Source organism: Plasticicumulans sp., assembly GCF_035331805.1.
GTDB lineage: Bacteria > Pseudomonadota > Gammaproteobacteria > Competibacterales > Competibacteraceae > Plasticicumulans.
Genome location: NZ_DAOLKE010000327.1, coordinates 1 through 3,892, shown reverse-complemented (window position 1 = coordinate 3,892; position 3,892 = coordinate 1). Strand labels below are relative to the sequence as shown.

4 protein-coding genes are annotated in these 3,892 nt (G+C 71.7%); all 4 read left to right on the top strand.

The window, feature by feature from the left end; translation table 11 throughout:
* Positions 1 to 223 precede the first annotated feature (223 nt).
* Positions 224 to 1,450, top strand: a complete 1,227-nt coding sequence (locus tag PKE44_RS16230; RefSeq protein ID WP_324553244.1) for a nucleoside recognition domain-containing protein — start codon at positions 224 to 226, stop codon at positions 1,448 to 1,450.
* Between the two features lie 60 nt (positions 1,451 to 1,510).
* Entirely contained in the window at positions 1,511 to 2,002 is a 492-nt protein-coding gene (locus tag PKE44_RS16225) for a hypothetical protein (RefSeq protein WP_324553239.1), read from the top strand.
* 302 nt (positions 2,003 to 2,304) lie between these two features.
* Complete coding sequence (locus PKE44_RS16220; protein ID WP_324553236.1) at positions 2,305 to 2,913, top strand: hypothetical protein; 609 nt, start codon at positions 2,305 to 2,307, stop codon at positions 2,911 to 2,913.
* 22 nt (positions 2,914 to 2,935) lie between these two features.
* Positions 2,936 to 3,892 (top strand): HAMP domain-containing protein (locus PKE44_RS16215; RefSeq protein WP_324553233.1); only part of this gene is annotated, 957 nt, incomplete at its 3' end.

Below are 3,892 nucleotides of genomic sequence, written 5' to 3'. Positions count from 1 at the left end.
AGCGCAGCGTGAAGCGCATGACGAGCGTGCACGTGCCGCCGGCCGCGACGGGCAGGACAGCGGCGCGGCCGGGCCTTCGCCGTCGCTGATCGAACGCGCGCTCGCGGCCTATGCCGACGCCGCCCGCGCGCTCGCCGGCATCGGTGCCGGCTTCCATCTCGTCGCCTGAGCCGCCCGCAATCCCGTACGCTCGCGCCCCGCGCAAAGTCCGCGGGAGGGCGGCATGCTGAATGCAATCTGGATCGGCTTCCTGCTGGTCGCGCTGGCGGGCGGTTTCTGGGAGGCGACGTTCGGCGGCCGGCCCGCCGTGCTCGGCGAGATGACCCGGGCCAGCTTCGAGATGGCGAAGACCGGCTTCGAGATCAGCCTCGGGCTGACCGGCGTCATGACGCTGTGGCTCGGGCTGCTGCGCATCGGCGAGCACGCCGGGCTGGTCTCGGCGCTGACGCGGCTGCTGGCGCCGCTGTTTGCGCGGCTGATGCCCGAGGTGCCGCGCGGGCATCCGGCGCAGGGCGCGGTGACGATGAACATGGCGGCCAACGTGCTCGGCCTCGACAACGCCGCCACCCCGCTCGGCCTGCAGGCGATGCGCGAGCTGCAGTCGCTGAATCCGCAGCCGCAGCGCGCGAGCGATGCGCAGATCCTGTTCCTCGTCATCAACGCCTCCAGCGTCACGCTGTTTCCGCTGGCGGTGTTCACGTACCGCGCCCAGCTCGGGGCCGCCGATCCGACCGACGTGTTCCTGCCGATCCTGATCGCGACCGGCTGTTCGACGCTGGCCGGGCTGATCGCCTGCGCCTGCTGGCAGCGTCTGGCGCTGTGGCAGCCGGTGGTGCTCGCGTATCTCGGCGGCATCGGCCTGCTGCTCGCCGCGCTCGTGGCCTGGGTCGCCGGCGAGCCGGCCGGCATGGCGGAGCGCTCGGCGCTGCTCGCCAACGGCGCGCTGCTCGCGCTGATCGGCGCCTTCGTCGCGGCGGCCGCCTGGCGGCGGCTCGATGCGTTCTCGGTGTTCATCGAGGGCGCGCAGGAGGGCTTCACGACCGCCGTGAAGATCATCCCGTACCTGGTCGCGATGCTGGTGGCGATCGGCCTGCTGCGCGCGAGCGGCGTGCTCGGCCTCGTGCTCGATGCCCTGCGCGCGCTGGTCGGCGGCTTCGGCTTCGATGCGCGCTGGGTCGATGCGGTGCCGGTGATGCTGCTCAAGCCCCTGTCCGGCAGCGGCGCGCGCGGCATGATGATCGAGACCATGCAGGCGCACGGCGTCGACAGCTTCGCCGGGCGGCTCGCCTGCATCGTGCAGGGCTCGACCGAGACGACCTTCTACGTGCTCGCGGTCTACTTCGGCTCGGTCGGCGTGCGCATCACGCGCCACGCGCTCGCCTGCGCGCTGATCGCCGATGCCGCCGGATTCTTCGCTGCGGTGACCGTGGCCTACGCGTTTTTCGGCTGAGGTGCTTGACTTGTCGGCGGCGGACCCTGGAGTCCGCCGCCCACTGAAGGAGTGGCCACCATGACCGAAACCGAACGCAACGGCTGGTACACCCTGAACCCGCACTGCGACCTGCAGATCGAGCACGGCGTGCCGGTGCGCATCGCCTGCGAGCCGGGCAACGTCACGGCGAACCGGCCGGCCCTGGCCGAGGACGTGCAGCGCTACACCGGGCTGCACGTCGAACTCGGCCCCTGGCAGGCCGGCGAGCGCGGCACGACGCGCGAGGCGGCGCTGCAGGTCGCCGCCGAGGACTTCGATGACGTGCTCGCGCGCTACGCGCATGCCTCGGCCGCGACCTACTGGGATCGCTATCAGCAGCCGGTGCACGCCCGCACGCTCGACGACTTCGAGACCGAGGCCTACGCGCTCGATTTCGTCACCGCGATGCACCACTGCGGTCTCGACTGGCGCGATGTCGACAAGCACGCCCACAGCGCCGGCTGGCAGCGGGCGCTGTACAGCGAGGCGCAACGCCTCGCCGCGTACGCGGAACTGCCCGCGCAACCGTGATCTTGTGTAAAAAAACCTGACTGTGATCGCGGTGGCGGCTACGGTCGCCGCCGGGATCCCGCTTTCCGGCAGCGGCGAATCCACGGCTCAAGTGACGGTTCCGTAAATCCTTTCTGCTGCCGGCCGGTTGCGCTTCCGCAGCCGGTCCCGCCCTGCGCGTGCCGGGAGCACTCGCGGCCGCTCGCCCTTCACAGTCGCGCCGGGCTGCCGATGATGGTTCTGATCGTCCGCCCTGCTGCGGCCGGTGATCTGCCTGCCCATAACGAAAGTCTCCGGAGGGATCCGGGAGGAAGGAGAACGCCATGCCCCCGAAGTACAAGACCCATCGCCGTATTCATGGCCTTGCTGCCGTCATCGCCGGCCTGCTGCTGTGCTCCGCGGCCGGCGCCGAAGGCAGCCATGAGGTTGCCGCCCGCAAGTTCGTCGAAGGCACGCTGCGCGCGTGGATGGCCGATGCGGTCGTCGTCGAGACGCTGAAGGCGCAGAACGCCGGACACGCGGCGCTGACGCAGGCCGACATCGACCGGCTCGACCAGGCCTGGCGTGCCGAGACCAAAGCCGCCGACAAGCCGATGATCAACGGCCTGCTCGGCAACCCGCTGTCGAAGTACCTCGCCGGCCGCGCCCGGGCCAGCAAGGGGCTGGTCACCGAGCTGTTCGTGATGGATGAGCGTGGCCTCAACGCCGGCCAGAGCGACCTGACCTCGGATTACTGGCAGGGCGACGAGGCCAAGTGGCAGAAGACCTACGCGCTCGGCCCGGGCGCGGTGTTCATCGACAAGGTCGATCTCGATGAGTCCACGCAGCGCTTCCAGGTGCAGGTCAGCGCCACCGTCGTCGATCCGGCGAGCGGGGCAGCCATCGGTGCCGTGACCGTCGGCCTCGATGCCGAAGCCCTGGAAATGCAGTGAGTCCGCGGAGATCGATCCGGTCATGAACGCCTGCATTCCCCCCGCCATCCCCGGTGCGGCCGCGGCCGTGCTGCCCGCCAGCGCCGTCCTGTCCGCGCCTCTTGCGCCGCGGCGCTGGCATGCGCGTCCCGGCACGCGGCTGATCGCGCTGGTCGCCGTCGTCGTCAGCCTCGGCTGCGCGCTGCTGCTCGGCCTCGATCAGCATCGCCTGCGCAACGAACTGCTCGATCAGGTCAGCGATGGCTACGTGCGCACCAGCGGGCTGCTGGCCGCGCAGGTTTCCGGCGGCGTGCGCTTCGGCCGCCCGCAGGCGATCGAGCAGGCCTATGCGAGCCTGAGCGGCGCCGCCGAGCCGGTGCTCGACGCGCTGGTGGTCTTCGATGCCAGCGGCAGGCCGCTCGCCGAATACCGCGCGCCGCGCGCCACCGGCGCCGCGCTTTCGGCCTGGCCGGCCCTGGAGTCCGGCAAGGCCCGGCCGGCGCAGCCTCTGGTCCGGCAGGTGGCCGATGGTCTGGAGGTCGCGCTCGCCGTGCAGTCCGGGGAGGCGACGGTCGGCCTGCTGGCGGTGCGCTGGAGCCTCGCCGAGGTCGACGCCGTGCTGCGCACGGCGCTCTGGCAGCAGCTCGGCGTGGCCATCGCCCTGCTGACGGTGCTCGTCGGCGGCCTGGTGCTGGCGATCCGCCGGCTGATGGTCGCGCCGCTGGCGCGCATCAACACGGCGGTGGAACAGCTCGCCGCCGGCCGGCTGGATACGCAGGTGCCGGAGACCGCCCGCCACGACGAACTCGGCGACATGGCGCGCGCCGTCGGCGTGCTGCGCGAGAACGCGCTGGCGCGCGTGCGCCTCGAAGCCGAACAGCGCGAGCTGATGCTCGAACAGCAGCGCCTGCGCGAGGCCGAGCAGCGCGCCGAGAGCGCGCGCCAGGAGGCCCGGATCGCCGCCCAGGCTGCCGAGCGCGACGCCGAGGCCCGCCGCCAG